This window comes from Janthinobacterium sp. SUN026 (genome assembly GCF_030397625.1).
Taxonomy (GTDB): Bacteria; Pseudomonadota; Gammaproteobacteria; order Burkholderiales; family Burkholderiaceae_D; genus Janthinobacterium; species Janthinobacterium kumbetense.
The window spans coordinates 151,466-165,453 of the sequence record NZ_JAPQNU010000006.1 but is presented as its reverse complement, the minus strand read 5'-3'; the positions used below and the strand labels follow the sequence as shown (position 1 = coordinate 165,453).

18 protein-coding genes are annotated in these 13,988 nt (G+C 63.8%); 11 read left to right on the top strand and 7 right to left on the bottom strand.

The window, feature by feature from the left end:
• Positions 1-7: 7 nt before the first annotated feature.
• The 5 genes from OX459_RS24115 to OX459_RS24095 all read right to left on the bottom strand — a co-directional run bounded on the left by OX459_RS24115 (position 8) and on the right by OX459_RS24095 (position 4,351).
• The gene (locus tag OX459_RS24115; protein ID WP_289906843.1) at positions 8-457 is read right to left on the bottom strand and encodes a hypothetical protein; all 450 of its coding nucleotides are present in this window, start codon (positions 455-457) and stop codon (positions 8-10) included.
• A 44-nt stretch (positions 458-501) separates the two neighbouring features.
• Entirely contained in the window at positions 502-1,977 is a 1,476-nt protein-coding gene (locus OX459_RS24110; protein WP_289906841.1) for a hypothetical protein, read from the bottom strand.
• Complete coding sequence (locus OX459_RS24105; RefSeq protein ID WP_289906838.1) at positions 1,974-3,458, bottom strand: hypothetical protein; 1,485 nt, start codon at positions 3,456-3,458, stop codon at positions 1,974-1,976. Before OX459_RS24105 ends, OX459_RS24110 begins: the two co-directional genes overlap by 4 nt.
• A 126-nt stretch (positions 3,459-3,584) precedes the next feature.
• On the bottom strand, positions 3,585-4,067 hold the full coding sequence (gene rfaE2 / locus OX459_RS24100) for a D-glycero-beta-D-manno-heptose 1-phosphate adenylyltransferase (protein WP_099665469.1): 483 nt from the start codon (positions 4,065-4,067) through the stop codon (positions 3,585-3,587).
• A 44-nt stretch (positions 4,068-4,111) separates the two neighbouring features.
• A complete protein-coding gene (locus tag OX459_RS24095) occupies positions 4,112-4,351 on the bottom strand; it encodes a DUF3717 domain-containing protein (protein WP_077399697.1) in 240 nt (79 codons plus the stop codon).
• 134 nt (positions 4,352-4,485) lie between these two features.
• On the opposite strand from OX459_RS24095, the gene OX459_RS24090 reads away from it, so the two are divergent.
• The 8 genes from OX459_RS24090 (at position 4,486) to OX459_RS24055 (ending at position 9,619) form a co-directional block, all read left to right on the top strand.
• Positions 4,486-5,424 carry a hydrogen peroxide-inducible genes activator gene (locus OX459_RS24090; RefSeq protein WP_099665470.1) on the top strand — a complete coding sequence of 313 codons (939 nt, stop codon included), beginning with the start codon at positions 4,486-4,488 and terminating at the stop codon, positions 5,422-5,424.
• Between the two features lie 77 nt (positions 5,425-5,501).
• On the top strand, positions 5,502-6,356 hold the full coding sequence (gene ubiA, locus OX459_RS24085; RefSeq protein ID WP_034784859.1) for a 4-hydroxybenzoate octaprenyltransferase: 855 nt from the start codon (positions 5,502-5,504) through the stop codon (positions 6,354-6,356).
• Between the two features lie 108 nt (positions 6,357-6,464).
• A complete protein-coding gene (locus OX459_RS24080) occupies positions 6,465-6,821 on the top strand; it encodes a DUF883 family protein (protein ID WP_099665471.1) in 357 nt (118 codons plus the stop codon).
• A 56-nt stretch (positions 6,822-6,877) separates the two neighbouring features.
• Positions 6,878-7,264: a phage holin family protein gene (locus tag OX459_RS24075; protein ID WP_046683403.1), complete on the top strand. Its 387-nt coding sequence runs from the start codon at positions 6,878-6,880 to the stop codon at positions 7,262-7,264.
• Positions 7,261-7,608: a hypothetical protein gene (locus OX459_RS24070; protein WP_289906834.1), complete on the top strand. Its 348-nt coding sequence runs from the start codon at positions 7,261-7,263 to the stop codon at positions 7,606-7,608. The genes OX459_RS24075 and OX459_RS24070 overlap by 4 nt, the downstream gene beginning before the upstream one ends.
• Positions 7,609-7,698: 90 nt before the next feature.
• Positions 7,699-8,256 (top strand): DUF3455 domain-containing protein, encoded by a 558-nt coding sequence (locus OX459_RS24065; RefSeq protein ID WP_099665472.1) that lies wholly within the window; start codon positions 7,699-7,701, stop codon positions 8,254-8,256.
• A gap of 92 nt (positions 8,257-8,348) precedes the next feature.
• Positions 8,349-8,906 (top strand): sigma-70 family RNA polymerase sigma factor, encoded by a 558-nt coding sequence (locus OX459_RS24060; protein WP_289906831.1) that lies wholly within the window; start codon positions 8,349-8,351, stop codon positions 8,904-8,906.
• Positions 8,903-9,619 (top strand): anti-sigma factor, encoded by a 717-nt coding sequence (locus OX459_RS24055; protein ID WP_289906830.1) that lies wholly within the window; start codon positions 8,903-8,905, stop codon positions 9,617-9,619. The genes OX459_RS24060 and OX459_RS24055 overlap by 4 nt, the downstream gene beginning before the upstream one ends.
• A 12-nt stretch (positions 9,620-9,631) precedes the next feature.
• Here the strand turns inward: OX459_RS24055 and proC are convergent, their stop codons facing one another.
• Complete coding sequence (gene proC / locus OX459_RS24050) at positions 9,632-10,462, bottom strand: pyrroline-5-carboxylate reductase (RefSeq protein WP_289906829.1); 831 nt, start codon at positions 10,460-10,462, stop codon at positions 9,632-9,634.
• Between the two features lie 22 nt (positions 10,463-10,484).
• Positions 10,485-11,186, bottom strand: a complete 702-nt coding sequence (locus tag OX459_RS24045; RefSeq protein ID WP_289906826.1) for a YggS family pyridoxal phosphate-dependent enzyme — start codon at positions 11,184-11,186, stop codon at positions 10,485-10,487.
• 70 nt (positions 11,187-11,256) lie between these two features.
• Between OX459_RS24045 and OX459_RS24040 the strand changes: the two genes are divergently transcribed.
• From OX459_RS24040 to OX459_RS24030, 3 genes are read left to right on the top strand one after another with little or no spacing between them, the layout of a single operon-like run.
• Positions 11,257-12,300, top strand: a complete 1,044-nt coding sequence (locus OX459_RS24040; protein ID WP_289906824.1) for a type IV pilus twitching motility protein PilT — start codon at positions 11,257-11,259, stop codon at positions 12,298-12,300.
• A gap of 3 nt (positions 12,301-12,303) precedes the next feature.
• Positions 12,304-13,443, top strand: a complete 1,140-nt coding sequence (locus OX459_RS24035) for a PilT/PilU family type 4a pilus ATPase (protein WP_289906823.1) — start codon at positions 12,304-12,306, stop codon at positions 13,441-13,443.
• A gap of 1 nt (position 13,444) precedes the next feature.
• Positions 13,445-13,930: a glutathione peroxidase gene (locus OX459_RS24030; RefSeq protein WP_289906822.1), complete on the top strand. Its 486-nt coding sequence runs from the start codon at positions 13,445-13,447 to the stop codon at positions 13,928-13,930.
• The last annotated feature ends 58 nt before the right edge of the window (positions 13,931-13,988 follow it).

Sequence of the window (13,988 nt, the reverse complement as noted above, 5' to 3'; positions counted from 1 at the left end):
CGTGTTCTTAGCGGCGGCTGGAAGTAAAGGTCAACAAGAGTGCAACGAGGCCCACCAGCACCAGCGGGCCCATGAACAGTGGCGCAAGGAATTTATGCGCATTCACGGCAGCCAGCACGACACCCGTCGCCAGGCTGGCCAGGAAGATGAACAGCCACCAGCCCGAGGCATTGGCCTTGTTCGGCGGCACGCGCTTGGCCACCAGGCCATTCGCATAGGCATTCTTGGCAAAGAAAAAGGCGATGAACAGCAGCAACAGCACCACGCCGCCGACCAGGGTGTCGCGCGACGAGGTATCGGTCGTGCCGGCAGCGTCAAACGCGGGCGCAGCTTCGGTCGTTGCGGTGGCGGCGCTGGCCGCGGCGGCAGCGTCCGCGGCGGGCGGCGCCGACGCCGGGGCCGTTACCGGGGCCGGCAAGGTGAAACCTGCGTTGTCTTTCGGAGTGTCTTGCGCCATGGTATGCCTCTATTGAATGGAAGGAATTTTTAAGGAATCTGTGTTCAGGCCAGGGTCAAGGTATGGCCTTCGACCACGCGCACGACGGCCGGCTTGCCCAAGCCACGCTTGAGTTCGCCAATGTCGCGGCCGTCATCGTCGCGGATCTGCACGCTTTTAAATGGTTTTAATAACACTTGCCGCTGCACGCCGTCGGCCATCACCTTGTAGCGCGTGGCGCGCGTGCTGACCAGGCCCAGTGCCAGCAAGCCCAGCACGAGCGCCAGCACGCCGCCCAGGATCACCAGCACGGGCAGCAGCGGATACTGGATGCGCACCAGCAGCGGTATCGTCGCCTGCGACGCGCGCACGCTGTCGGGCGGCGTAAACATGCCCGAGATCGGGTCGCCAGGGAACAATTCCTGCAAATCCTTGCCAAAGCTGGACGCCAGCGCCAGCCGCTGTTCCGACAGGCCCACCTGCGCCTGCATCGGCAGCAGCACCTGCTTGCCCATGGCGGCGATCGCCTGCGCCGACCACGGCGACGGGATCTGCGCCATCGGCAACGCGAACTGCACTTGCACGGACTGGCTGGCGCCCGGCTGCAACTGGCGGATTTGATCTGGCGCAACGTGCAAGGACGCGTTCTGCCCGGCCAGGCTGGCATGCACTTTGGCGCTGTCGATCACGTACGGGAAAAACATGTTTTGCAAGGATGCCTGCAGCACCACTTGCGGCACCAGGTTCGCCGCATCGACGTCGAGCACGATGGTGCGCCCGTCGCGGCCCAGGCTGGCGTGCACGTTGGCGCTGTTCTTGACGGATTGCGGCACGATGCGCACGGCATCCTGGTCCACCGGTTTCAATCGCGCAGGCGGACGCGTCAGTACTTGCGACAGCCGCCCTTCGGCCAGGATGCGGTTCAAAGCCTCCGATGCGGGCTGGCCATACGCGAGCGCATACACCATCAAGCCCTTGGCGCTGTACAGCTTGCCCTGCACGGGCATGCGCAGCGGAAACACCACCGTCTTGGTGATCGACGGTTCCAGGTGCAGCAGGCGGTAAAAGTCGCGGTTGCGCTCGGCCGTCTGGCTGTCGTTGTTCGGGCTGTTCTTGTTATTCGTAAATATCCACACGATGCCGGACGCGGACTGGAACGGCCCCGTGATGGTTTTTGTCACGGCTTCCTGGAAATCCGTGTCGGCCAGCGCGCCGCCGGCCCCCTTGCGCGCCAGGCCCAGGCTGGCCAGCTGGCCCGCCACGCCGGCGCCGCCCTGCCCTTGCCCCAGCAGCGACGGCGACACGTGCGCGCCGCTGCTCTGGCTGAAGGCCAGGGTATACACTGTATCGGACGGGTTTGTAGCGGCCTGCGCCACGGCGCCCACCAGGGCTTTCAGCTGCGAATGTTCATCCGTGTAAAACGGCTCCATCCAGCCCGAATTTTGCACGAGGAACGCTTGCTGGATGCCGGCGGCCTGCACACTGGCGCTGGCGAAGGCGAGGAAGGCGGCGCCGGCCGCGATCAGGACGCGCGCTTTCATGCCTGCAAGGCCCAGCCATCGATACGCGACAGCAGCGGGTGGTAAGCCCACAGCGTACCTTCATGCACAAACAGGCGCACGCGCCACGGTTCGCTGACGGCAAAGGTATGGAACACGTTTTCGCGCAATTCGTCGTCCTGCACCAGCTGCGCCGCCAGGCGATCGTTCGAGCGCAGCACGCTCGACAGGCCGGCGCTGGTGGCAAACTTCACGCCGAAGACGCTGTTGCCCACACTCGATTCCAGCAGCGGCATGACGGCCTGGTTCTTGCCGCCGTCGTCGCCGTGTTCCGGCTCTTCCCACGGCGCCGTTTTCAGCTTGGTGGCGAAGCGGTAATTGAAGCTGCCCGAGCACAGGCGCGGCGCCAGCGCGTCGGCCCGTTCGGACTGCGCGCCCAGTTTCACGTAGACATAGGTGCCGCGGCTGCGCTCGAAGCACAGCTGCCACAGGCCACCGTCGCGCGACACGTACGGGCTGCCGAATTCGAAATGCGGCACCAGCCCTTCGGGCCAGGGGGTGAACGAGGCGGCCACGTTGCCGTCCGGCTGCAATTGCAGGCGCAGCTGGCCGTTGGCGCAAGGCCACACGGCCATGCGGTTGTAGGCGACGGGCGCGCTGACGGCGCCCAGGTCAAACAGGCCGTCGAGCAGCACGTCGCTGCCCGGCTTTTGTTGCGCATCAAGGTTGACGAAGCGGAGGCGACCATCGTCGTCGCGCAGCGGCGCCCACAGACGGTTCTGGAACCAGACGGGCGCGGCCGCGCACGGCGCGCCGCCCACATGCTCGACCACGTAGGTCAGCGACGGCACGTCGGGACGGATGCAGGCCAGGCCATGGCTGGTCGGCAAAACCAGCACGCTATTGAACTCCGGCACCAGCTCGGCGCGCCAGGCGCCGTGGGCCAGGTCCGATTCGGCCAGCAAGCTGCCATAGTCGGGGTCCAGCGCCAGCCAGCGTTTCGAGGCGGGAAGCCAGGCGTGCAAGACGGCCTTGCGCGGGTCGAGCGCCAGCAGCGCGGGCGCGCTGGTGCCGAACTGGGCGGAAAAGAATTCGTATTCGCCGGGCGGCGGCATCGGCAGCGAGACATCGGCCTGCGCATGCTCTTCGCGCGCGCGCTGGTCCGCCAGTTTCAGGGGCGTGCTGGCCTGGCGCAAGCCGGACGGGCCCGTTGGCGGCACGTCGCTGACGGAAGATGCGCCGTAAGGCGGCACCCAGGGCGGCGTGGCGGCCGTGTCGGGCGGCACTTGCAAGGCCGCGCCCGAGGCGGGGTCGAACGCAAATTCGGGCGGAAACTGCCGCACGGGCGCACCGGCGGCTGCGGGCAGGCGCCGCGCATGCATCAGCTTGCCGATATCGGCATGGCTCACCAAGGGCGAGACGTTCTGACCGTCCGCGCTGCGCTGCATGGTCCACGCGCCCTCGTCATCCACGTGCCAGGCGCCGGAAGGCAGTGGCCAATCCCCAGAAGTTTTATGATCCATTTATTTTCTATGACTAGCAATGCATTCAGACGGTGTAACGTGCTGGGGCTGACGAAACGAAGTCGCAGCCCTGGCAGTTCTCATAGTAACGTCTTTTTATCTGTATGGAAACATTGACGAGCTTCCTCAGCCTTGCTGCGTCCGCACTTTCGTCAACAGCTTGGTGGTCGAGCGGTCATGCTCGAAATCGATGGCCACGGCCTGGCCGCCATACGCCAGCACGGCGCGGCCTTCGGGAATGGCCGCCATGTCGTAGTCGCCGCCCTTGGCATAGATTTCCGGCTCGATATCCTGCACCACTTCCAGGGCGCTGTCTTCCGAGAACGGCACGACCAGGCTCACCGCTTCCAGCGCGGCCAGCACGGCCATGCGGTCTTCGCAGCTGTTCAGGGGACGGTCGTCGCCCTTGCCCAGGCGTTTCACCGAGGCATCGGTATTCACGGCAACGATCAGCGAGGCGCCCAGCGCGCGCGCCTGCGCCAGGTAGGTCACGTGGCCGCGGTGCAAAATGTCGAACACGCCGTTCGTCACCACCACCGGTTTCGGCAGAGCTGCGGCGCGGGCGCGCAATTCGTCGCGGCCGCACAGTTTGTTTTCAAAATCAGGCATGGATATCTCTGGTTGGGTTAAATGGGGTCGCGCCATGGTCGCACTCAGGCGTGGCTATCGCCTTGGATGCCGCCGGCATCCCGGCGCCAGGCATCGATCAGGGCCACGACGGCCGGCTCCAGGGTCTCTTCGGCGATGCGATCTTGCCGGTAATAAATCATCAGCGCATACACGCCGGCCAGGCGGCTGACGGGCGGCGACAGCGCATATTCGTTGCCGCGCGCCGGTTGCCTGGCACGCCAGTAATTGATCGCCGCTTCCAGCGCCTGCATCCGCAGTTCCATCGCCATCTCCCTTCGACGCCCGGTCCCGCATTATAGGGGGCGATCCGCTACAATACGCCATCGGCGCCACAGTTTCACGTTTGCGCCACCTTTCATTCATTGCAAGTAAGTACTTCCTGTGTTTCAATCAACCTATGACACTGACTGAACTGAAATATATCGTTGCAGTCGCGCGAGCGAAGCACTTCGGCCACGCCGCCGAAGCCTGCTTCGTTGCCCAACCCACCCTGTCAGTGGCCATCAAGAAACTCGAAGACGAATTGGGCGTGGTCCTGTTCGAACGGGGCGGCGCGGAAATCTCCGTCACGCCCCTGGGCGCGCAGATCATTGCGCAAGCCGAGCGCGTGCTGGAACAGACGGCCGCCATCAAGGAACTCGCCAAGCAAAACAAGGACCCGCTGGCCGGCCCCCTGCGCCTGGGCGTGATCTACACGATCGGCCCCTACCTGCTGCCGCCCCTGGTCAAGGCCATGATAGACCAGGTACCGCAGATGCCCTTGATCTTGCAGGAAAACTTCACGGTTCGCCTGCTCGAATTGCTGCGCCAGGGCGAACTGGACGTGGCCATCATGGCCCTGCCCCTGCCCGAACACGGCATGGCCATGCAGGAACTGTATGACGAACCGTTCGTCGTCGCCATGCCGCGCCAGCATCCATGGACGGCGCGCGAGAAAATCGCCGCGCAAGACTTGAAATCAGAAACCATGCTGCTGCTGGGCAATGGCCACTGTTTCCGCGACCAGGTGCTGGAAGTGTGCCCCGAAATGGCGCGTTTTTCCTCGCCCGGCAATGGCATGCAGCGCACGTTTGAGGGTTCCTCGCTGGAAACCATCCGCCACATGGTGGCCAGCGGCATCGGCCTGACGGTCTTGCCGCGCGCCTCCGTCGCCAATATGCACGCCACCGACGGCATGCTCGAATACCGGCCCTTCGCCGCCCCCGTGCCCTCGCGCCGCGTGGTGATGCTGTGGCGTAAGAGTTTCACGCGCAAGGCCGCCATCGACGCCCTGTGCGCGGCCATCGCCAGCTGCAACTTGCCGGGCATTACGCCGCTGTGCGAGGACGAAGACTAGCACCCCAGGCGCAAAATAGTACATTTACATACTATTTGCGATAATCGACCTTTCTCTTCAACAAGATCGAGTCTTCCATGAACAAGCTGGCGCTGTATTTCCGCCTGATACGGCTGGACAAGCCTATCGGTACCGTATTGCTGCTGTGGCCTACCCTGTGCGCGCTGTGGCTGGCGCAGCAGGGCGTGCCGGACTGGCGGCTGCTGCTCATCTTTACCCTCGGCACTTTCCTGATGCGCTCGGCAGGCTGCGCCATCAATGACTACGCCGACCAGGATATCGACAAATTCGTCAAGCGCACGGCCGAGCGTCCCATCACCAGCGGACGCATCAGCGGCAAGGAAGCGCTGGCCGTGGCCGGCGTGCTGACCGTGCTGGCCTTTTGCCTGATCCTGCCCTTGAATGCGCTGACCAAACAGCTGTCCGTGGCCGCCGTCATCATCGCCGGCACCTATCCCTATTTCAAGCGATTCTTTGCGATTCCGCAAGCGTATCTCGGCATCGCCTTCGGCTTCGGCATTCCCATGGGCTTTGCCGCCATCACGGATGCCGTGCCCGCCGTCGCCTGGCTGCTGCTGCTGGGCAATGTCTTCTGGGCCGTGGCCTACGATACGGAATACGCGATGGTCGACCGCGACGACGACTTGAAAATCGGCATCAAGACCTCGGCCATCACCTTCGGCCGCTACGACGTGGCCATCGTCATGGCCTGCTATGCCGTTTTCCTGCTGCTGTGGCTGGCATGCGGCTGGTATCTGGGCTTGCGTTACTGGTTCGTCGCGGGCTTGCTGGTGGCGGCCGGCTGCGCCGTTTATCACTACACCTTGATCCGCGCACGCGAGCGTATGCCATGTTTTGCGGCATTCCGGCATAATAACTGGCTAGGAGCGGCGGTATTTGCGGGCGTGGTACTGGACTTTGCTTTCCGTTAAGCAATGACCCTTGCGCCGCGGCAGCCCTTGAGGCGGCGCAAGACAAGCCTGGCCGCAGCTGCCTACACTGGTATTTCACTGTGCAGTTTCACTTCCATGAGGTAATACATGAGCTCGATACATACCGGAAAATCCAGCAGCGACAGCATTCTCGCCGACGCCGACAAGGCCCGCGACAAACTGGTCGGCGACTTGAAGACCGTCATCGATGAAGCGGAAGGCTGGCTCGATGGCGCCAAGGATCAGACGGGCGAGAATGTCAAAGCCGTCAAGGACAAGTTCATCGCCACCCTGGAAACGGCCAAGAAAGACTTGATCAAGCTGGAAGAAGACTTGCTCGAACGTACCAAGAAGGCGGCCAAGGCCACCGACGAATACGTGCAGGACAATCCCTGGAAAGCCGTGGGCGCGGGCGCCGTCGTCGGCGTGCTGTTCGGTCTGCTGCTTTCCTCGTCGCGCCGCTAGATTGTAACGACGCGGTACCGACGGCGCAGGCCGTCACCTGACGCGAAAGGCAGCATATGGCTATCGTGCACCATGTCGCCCAAGTCGCAGCGACCCTCGCCGCCATCGTCCAGACCCGTCTGGCCCTGGCGGCCGTGGAAATGGAAGAAGAGTCGCTGCGCTTCCTATCCTATCTGGCGCTGGCCATGCTGGCACTGTTGTGCCTGTTCGTCGGCCTCGTCTTGATCGTGTTCCTCGTCATCGTGCTGTTCTGGGATACGCACCGCATCGCCGCCATCGCCATCACGGCCGCCGTCTTCATCGTCGCCGCCATCGCCACCCTGCTGGGCGTGCGCGCCAGTTTCCGCAGCAAGCCGAAACTGCTTTCTTTTACACTTTCCGAACTGAACAAAGACCTGGACGAGCTGCAATTGCTGGCGCGCCGGGGATCGGAGCGGCCATGACCACGCACCCCACCAAATTGTCCAGCGTCCACACGGCCGCCAGCCTGGCGCAGCGGCGCGACGCGCTGCTGGCCGAATGCGCGCTGCAGCGCCTGGCCCTGGGCGTGCAGACGCGCCAGTTGCTGGAACCGCTGACGGGCGGCAATCTGCGCCATACCCTGGCCACGCGTTTCAAAATTCCCCTGATGGTGGGCGGCGCCGTGCTGGGCCTGGCATTGGTGCGTCCGCGCCGCATCCTGCCGCTGCTGCGGGCCAGCGGCGCGCTGCTCAAGCACGCCGCCACGGCCATGCCCGTCCTGCTGGCGCTGGCGCAGCGTTTCAGCAAGAAAGAAACGCCGTCATAAAATATTTTTGACCCGGCTGCATCCAAATGGCAGACCCATGCGTAGTAATGGTATCAACCAGCCGGTTGAGCCAACTACCAGGAGTTCGCCATGCTTGCCTTCACCGCCCCACGCCACGCCGTTCCCGCCCTCGCTGTGCTGGGCGCCGCCCTGCTGCTGAGCGCTTGCGCTCCCATGAGCGCGCGCTATTCGCAAGAACAATTACCGAACGCCGTCAAGGTGCCCGATGGCCACCAGGTGGCCATGCAGACCGTGGGCGTAGGCAAGATCGCCTACGAATGCAAGGCCAAGAAAGACATGACGGGCCATGAATGGGTTTTCGTGGGACCGGACGCGGCCTTGAACGACCGCAGCGGCATGCAAGTGGGCACGTATGTCGGTCCACCGGCCACCTGGGCCAACCTGGACGGCTCGAAAGTGACGGCGACGCAAGTGGCCGTGGCGCCGGCCGGCGCGGGAAATATCCCGTACCAACTGGTGAAGGCCAATCCGGCCACGGGCAGCGGCGCCATGCAGGGCGTCAGCTACATCCAGCGCGTGGCCACCAGCGGCGGCGTGGCGCCAAGCAGCCCCTGCGGCATGGAAAGCATCGGCGCCAAGCAATGGGTGCCCTATCAGGCCGACTACATTTTCTGGAAGGCCGCCTAAATCAGTGCAAGCGACGGTTGGCAAGCGGGTTTCTGGCCTATACTCGGCCTTGAAAACTTGCTAACCGTTCACTCTTGACGATTGCGCCAACCTTGCCAGCCCAAGCCGCCACCTACGATTACGATGCCGCCCTGCGCGCCTGCGCCAGGGGCGAGCAGCAGGCATTGCACGGCCTGTACCAGCAGGAAAGCCGCTACCTGCTGGGCGTGGCCCTGCGCATCGTGCGCCAGCGGGCCCTGGCCGAAGACGTGCTGCACGACGCCTTCCTGAATATCTGGCGCCGCGCCGGCAGTTTCGACGCCACACGCGGCAGCGGCAAGGGCTGGATCTATGTGGTGGTGCGGCACCAGGCGCTGGACGTGGCGCGCGCCCGCGCCCATGAAGTACCGGCCGACGAGGATACCGTGGAAACCCTGCTGCACGAACGCCACAGCCACGATGCGGGCGAAGCCTATGCCGACCAGGCTAACCTGGGCAAGCTGCACGATTGCCTGGGCCACCTGGACGAATCGAAGCGCAACAGCATCCTGTACGCCTACGTCGATGGCTGTTCCCACAGCGAAATCGCGCAGCGCCTGCAAGCGCCGCTGGGAACCGTCAAGGCCTGGGTCAAGCGGGGCCTGGCCGCCTTGCGGGAGTGCATGGGATGATCAACGGCGACGAGGAATTGCACAGGCTGGCCAGCGAATACGTGCTGGGCACATTGGAACTGGCCGAACGGGCGGAAGTGGAACAGCGCTTGCCGCGCGACGCAGCCTTGCGCGACGCCGTCGAAGCCTGGGAACGGCGTCTGCTGCCCTTGACGACCCTGGCGCCACCCGAAACGCCCTCGGCGCAACTGTGGCCGCGCATCAGCGCCAGCCTGTTGACGCCTTCAGCTGTGCGGCAGGCGGGCGGCTGGCAAGCGTGGTGGAACAGCCTGGCCTTCTGGAGAATACTGGCGGGCGGCGGCTTGGCGGCCACGGCCGCGCTGGCCGTGCTGGTCAGCGTGCAACTGCAAACACCCAGCGGACCCGGCTACCTGGTGGTGCTGGTGGCGCCGCAAGACAAATCGCCGGGCTGGATCGTGCAGACGGGCGGACGCGGCGGCAAGAACCGCGACCTGAGCCTGATCCCGCTGGGGCCGACCAGCGTACCGCAGCAAAAGGCCCTGCAATTCTGGACCAAGGGCAAGGACTGGAGCGCACCCGTCTCGCTGGGCCTGGTCAAGCCGGGGCAAAGCCTCAAGTTGACATTGGACAAGCTGCCGCCGCTGCAGCCGGAGCAACTGTTTGAAATCACCCTGGAACCGGCAACGGGCTCGCCCACGGGCCGGCCGACGGGACCGGTTTTATACATCGGCCGCGCCGTCAAGGTCATGTAATTACTTGACCACTTATTTTCCCAGCTCGTCTCCCATCTCGCGCCCCCGCTGCGCGGCCGCCTTGATGCCCTTGACGATGGCCGCCTTCACGCCGCTCTCTTCCATGCTGGTGAGCGCCGCATACGTCGTGCCGCCCTTCGACGTGACCCGCTCGCGCAGCAAGGACACGGGTTCGCTGGAGTTCGCCGCCAGTTGCGCCGCGCCCGTAAAGGTGGCAATCGCCAGCTGCGTGCCCTGCTCCGGCGTCAAGCCCAGCTCGGCGGCCGCCTGCTGCATCGCTTCGATAAAGTAAAACACATAGGCGGGACCGCTGCCGGACACGGCCGTCACAGGGTCGATCTTCGCTTCATCATCGAGCCAGACGGTCTGGCCGACGGCGCGCAGGATGGCGTCCGCCATCTTCTTCTGTTCCTCGCTGACACCGCTGCTGGCCACCATGCCCGTGATGCCCATGCCGATCAGGGCAGGCGTGTTCGGCATGCAGCGCACGATGGCGCGGTAATCGCCGAGCCAGCGCGACAGGTCGACCGCGCGGATGCCGGCCGCGATCGACAGGATCAATGGCGCCTTGTTTCCGTCGAGGAAGGGCAGCAACTGCGCCGCCACGTCGCGCATGCTTTGCGGTTTCACGGCCAGCACGATCACGTCCACGCCGCGCAGCGCGTCGCCGGCGGCGGAAGCCGTCGTCACGCCGAATTGCGCCTGCAATTTTTCCAGCGCGGGCGCATGCGGGTCGATCACGTGGATGTTGCCGCCCAGGGTCAATTTACCCGCCAGGCCGGCGATCAGGGCCGCCGCCATGTTGCCGCCGCCTACAAAGGCGATATTCAATTCTGTCGTCATGGCTATGCTTTCTATCAATCAGTTAAGAGTAATTGCGGGAACCAAAGATGGCGCTGCCCACGCGCACGATGGTGGCGCCTTCCAGCACGGCGGCGCGCAAGTCGGCCGACATGCCCATCGACAAGGTATCGAGCGCCAGGCCGTCCGCCTTCAATTGGTCGTACAGCACGCGCAATTGCGCAAAGGCGGCGCGCTGCAGGTTGACATCCGTTTCCGGCTCGGGAATGGCCATCAGGCCGCGCAGGCGCAAACGGGGCAGTTGCGCCACGGCATGCGCCAGCGCCGGCAAGTCAGCCGGCGTCACGCCGCTCTTGCTGGCTTCGCCGCTGATATTGACTTGCAGGCAGATATTCAAGTCCGGCAAGCCGGCCGGGCGCTGTTCGGACAGGCGGGCAGCGATCTTTTCCCGTTCCACCGTATGCACCCAGTCGAAATGTTCGGCGATGGGGCGCGTCTTGTTGCTCTGGATGGGGCCGATGAAATGCCAGACGGGTGCGCCTTGCGGCAGCGCAAGCTTGATGGCGCTAATCTTGTCGAGCGCTTCCTGCAGGTAATTTTCGCCAAACGCCGCCTGGCCCGCGCGCATGGCTGCCAGCACGGCGTCCGCGCCGAAGGTTTTCGACACGGCCAGCAGGGTCACGTCACCAGGGGCGCGCCGCGCGTCTGCGGCGGCCTGCGCAATACTGTCGCGCACGGCTTGCAAGTTCTGTTCGATTGTGGACATAATCATTTTCTAGTGTATAGGGGCTGCGGCACAGTGCGCCAGCCCATCAATGCAGGCACAGGGATTATAAATGGACATCTCCGAACTACTCGCTTTCTCCGTCAGCAACAAGGCTTCCGACCTGCACCTGTCTTCCGGCCTGCCGCCGATGATACGGGTCAATGGCGACGTGCGCCGCCTGAACGTGGCGCCGCTCGAGCACAAGGAAGTGCACAGCATGATCTACGACATCATGAACGACAGCCAGCGCAAGGCGTATGAAGAAGCGCTGGAATGCGATTTTTCGTTCGAGATTCCCGGCCTGGCGCGCTTCCGCGTCAACGCCTACAACCAGGAACGGGGCGCCTCGGCCGTGCTGCGCACGATTCCCTCCAAGGTGCTGACCTTGGAAGAACTCAACGCCCCCCGCATCTTCGGCGAGCTGGCCATGCGCCCGCGGGGACTCGTGCTGGTGACGGGCCCGACGGGTTCCGGCAAGTCGACCACCCTGGCGGCCATGGTGAACCACGTCAATGAGCGCCTGAACCACCACATTCTGACCATCGAAGACCCGATCGAATTCGTGCATGAACCGAAGAAATGCCTGATCAACCAGCGCGAAGTGGGTTCCCACACGCATTCGTTCAGCAATGCGCTGCGCTCGGCCCTGCGCGAAGACCCGGACGTGATTTTGGTGGGCGAATTGCGCGACCTGGAAACCATCCGCCTGGCCTTGACGGCGGCCGAGACGGGCCACCTGGTGTTCGGCACCCTGCACACCTCGTCGGCGGCGAAATCGATCGACCGCATCATCGACGTCTTCCCCGCCGAAGAAAAGGAAATGGTGCGCGCCATGCTGTCCGAATCCTTGCAAGCCGTCATCTCGCAAAACTTGCTGAAAACCAAGGACGGCGCGGGCCGCGTGGCCGCGCATGAAATCATGCTGGCCACGCCGGCCGTGCGCAACCTGATCCGCGAAGCGAAGGTGGCGCAGATGTATTCGGCCATCCAGACGGGCAGCAATGTGGGCATGCAAACCCTGGACCAGTGCCTCACCGACCTGGTGCGGCGCGGCACGATCTCGGCGGAAACGGCCCGCACGGCCGCCAAGTCCCCTGAAAACTTCCCCGGATAAGCCATGCAGACGACGCACGAACACTATGGCGCCATGCACGCGCTGCTGGCGCAGATGCGCGCACGGGGCGGCTCCGACCTGTTCATCACGGCCGGCTTTCCCGCCGCCATCAAGCTCGACGGCAAGCTCACGCCGTTGGCTGGCGGCGCGCTTGACGCGGCCCAGGCGGCCGGCTACGTGCGCGCCGTCATGAACGAGCGCCAGGCGGCCGAGTTCGAGTCCAGCCGCGAAGCCAATTTCGCCATCAGCCCGGAGGGGCTCGGACGTTTCCGTGTATCCGCCTTCGTGCAGATGGGCCAGGCAGGCATGGTCTTGCGGTTGATCAATACCGCCATCCCCAGCCTCGCTGGCCTGGGTTTGCCCGCCATCCTGCAAGACATCGTGATGAGCAAGCGGGGCCTCGTCATCATGGTGGGCGCCACGGGCTGCGGCAAGTCGACCACCCTGGCGGCCATGGTAGGCCACCGCAACGCCCACAGCCACGGCCACATCATCACCATCGAAGACCCCGTGGAATTCATCCATCCGCACGGCAACTGCATCGTCACCCAGCGCGAAGTGGGCGTCGATACGGACGACTGGGCCACGGCCCTGAAAAACACCCTGCGCCAGGCGCCCGACGTGATACAGATCGGCGAAATCCGCGACCGCGACACCATGGACCACGCCATCGCGTTTGCCGAGACGGGCCATCTGTGCCTGGCGACCTTGCACGCAAACAACGCCAACCAGGCGCTGGACCGCATCATCAATTTCTTCCCCGAAGAGCGGCGCCAGCAGTTGCTGATGGACCTGTCGCTGAATTTGAAGGGCATGATTTCGCAGCGGCTGATCCCCAACAAGGATGGCGGCGGGCGCAAGGCGGCGCTGGAAATCCTGCTCAATTCGCCGCTGATGAGCGACCTGATCTTCAAGGGCCAGGTGCACGAGATCAAGGAATTGATGAAAAAATCGCGCGAGCATGGCATGCAGACTTTCGACCAGGCCCTGTTCGACCTGCACGAGGCGGGCGCCATCAGCTATGAAGACGCGCTGCGCAATGCGGATTCCGTCAACGACCTGCGCCTGACGATCAAGCTCAAGGGCGCAGCGGCGCCGGAACCGGCCCCGCAGGCGGGCGCCACCAAACTGGGACTACTCTGACATGACCAGCATCCACGATTTCCAGGCCGAGGCACTGGACGGCACGCCGATCGAGCTGGCGCGCTACAAGGGCAAAGTACTGCTGATCGTCAATACGGCCAGCGCCTGCGGCTTCACGCCCCAATACCAGGGGCTCGAAGCGCTGTACCGCGAATTCCACGACCAGGGACTGGTCGTGCTGGGTTTTCCCTGCAATCAATTCCGCCAGCAGGAACCGGGCTCGAACGAGGAAATTGGCGCCTTTTGCGAAAAAAACTTCGGCGTCACCTTTCCCCTGTTTGCCAAGGTCGACGTGAATGGCCCGCATACCCATCCCGTCTTTGCGCAATTAAAACAGGCGGCGCCCGGCATATTGGGCACGCAATCGATCAAATGGAATTTCACCAAGTTTTTGGTGCGCAAGGATGGCAGCGTATTTCGCCGCTACGCGACGGCCAGCAAGCCGGCCAGCCTGGCGGACGACATACGGCAATTGCTACAAGAGTAGAAGCGCAATACTTTGACTTAAGACAACAATCATGTGAAATCAATAAAACTGTATTTAT

Coding starts and splice junctions, on each gene's coding strand:
- OX459_RS24115 (WP_289906843.1), bottom strand. CDS start 457: ATGGCGCAAGACACTCCGAAAGACAACGCAGGTTTCACCTTGCCGGCC.
- OX459_RS24110 (WP_289906841.1), bottom strand. CDS start 1,977: ATGAAAGCGCGCGTCCTGATCGCGGCCGGCGCCGCCTTCCTCGCCTTC.
- OX459_RS24105 (WP_289906838.1), bottom strand. CDS start 3,458: ATGGATCATAAAACTTCTGGGGATTGGCCACTGCCTTCCGGCGCCTGG.
- rfaE2 (WP_099665469.1), bottom strand. CDS start 4,067: ATGCCTGATTTTGAAAACAAACTGTGCGGCCGCGACGAATTGCGCGCC.
- OX459_RS24095 (WP_077399697.1), bottom strand. CDS start 4,351: ATGGAACTGCGGATGCAGGCGCTGGAAGCGGCGATCAATTACTGGCGT.
- OX459_RS24090 (WP_099665470.1), top strand. CDS start 4,486: ATGACACTGACTGAACTGAAATATATCGTTGCAGTCGCGCGAGCGAAG.
- ubiA (WP_034784859.1), top strand. CDS start 5,502: ATGAACAAGCTGGCGCTGTATTTCCGCCTGATACGGCTGGACAAGCCT.
- OX459_RS24080 (WP_099665471.1), top strand. CDS start 6,465: ATGAGCTCGATACATACCGGAAAATCCAGCAGCGACAGCATTCTCGCC.
- OX459_RS24075 (WP_046683403.1), top strand. CDS start 6,878: ATGGCTATCGTGCACCATGTCGCCCAAGTCGCAGCGACCCTCGCCGCC.
- OX459_RS24070 (WP_289906834.1), top strand. CDS start 7,261: ATGACCACGCACCCCACCAAATTGTCCAGCGTCCACACGGCCGCCAGC.
- OX459_RS24065 (WP_099665472.1), top strand. CDS start 7,699: ATGCTTGCCTTCACCGCCCCACGCCACGCCGTTCCCGCCCTCGCTGTG.
- OX459_RS24055 (WP_289906830.1), top strand. CDS start 8,903: ATGATCAACGGCGACGAGGAATTGCACAGGCTGGCCAGCGAATACGTG.
- proC (WP_289906829.1), bottom strand. CDS start 10,462: ATGACGACAGAATTGAATATCGCCTTTGTAGGCGGCGGCAACATGGCG.
- OX459_RS24045 (WP_289906826.1), bottom strand. CDS start 11,186: ATGTCCACAATCGAACAGAACTTGCAAGCCGTGCGCGACAGTATTGCG.
- OX459_RS24040 (WP_289906824.1), top strand. CDS start 11,257: ATGGACATCTCCGAACTACTCGCTTTCTCCGTCAGCAACAAGGCTTCC.
- OX459_RS24035 (WP_289906823.1), top strand. CDS start 12,304: ATGCAGACGACGCACGAACACTATGGCGCCATGCACGCGCTGCTGGCG.
- OX459_RS24030 (WP_289906822.1), top strand. CDS start 13,445: ATGACCAGCATCCACGATTTCCAGGCCGAGGCACTGGACGGCACGCCG.